The organism is Vibrio sonorensis (assembly GCF_001854765.1).
Classification (GTDB): Bacteria; Pseudomonadota; Gammaproteobacteria; order Enterobacterales; family Vibrionaceae; genus Vibrio; species Vibrio sonorensis.
This window is the reverse complement of record NZ_LJJE01000059.1, coordinates 1-321: the sequence shown is the minus strand read 5'-3', so window position 1 is coordinate 321 and position 321 is coordinate 1. Positions and strand designations below refer to the sequence as shown.

Genomic DNA, 321 nt, shown 5'->3' with positions numbered 1-321 from the left:
AGCTGAATCGCTTAGAATCGAAATGGGGTCAACAGTACCCGATCGTTCTGCGTTCTTGGCGGAATAAGTGGGAAAATCTATCAGTTTACTTCAAGTATCCAGAGTACGTTCGAAAGGCTATCTACACCACGAATGCCATCGAGGCAGTACACCGCCAGTTCCGTAAACTGACCAAAACCAAAGGTGGGTTCCCGAGTGAAAATAGCTTGCTAAAACGGCTGTACGCTGGGATATTGAATGCATCTAAGAAATGGACAATGCCGATACAGAACTGGAATATGACATTGTCTCAACTAGCGATTCACTTCGATGGGCGCTTGG

1 protein-coding gene is annotated in these 321 nt (G+C 46.1%); it reads left to right on the top strand.

Translation table 11 applies throughout. The features are described from left to right. Positions 1-321, top strand: a 321-nt coding sequence (locus BLO31_RS09345; RefSeq protein WP_139158978.1) for a transposase, incomplete at both ends; no start/stop codon positions are given.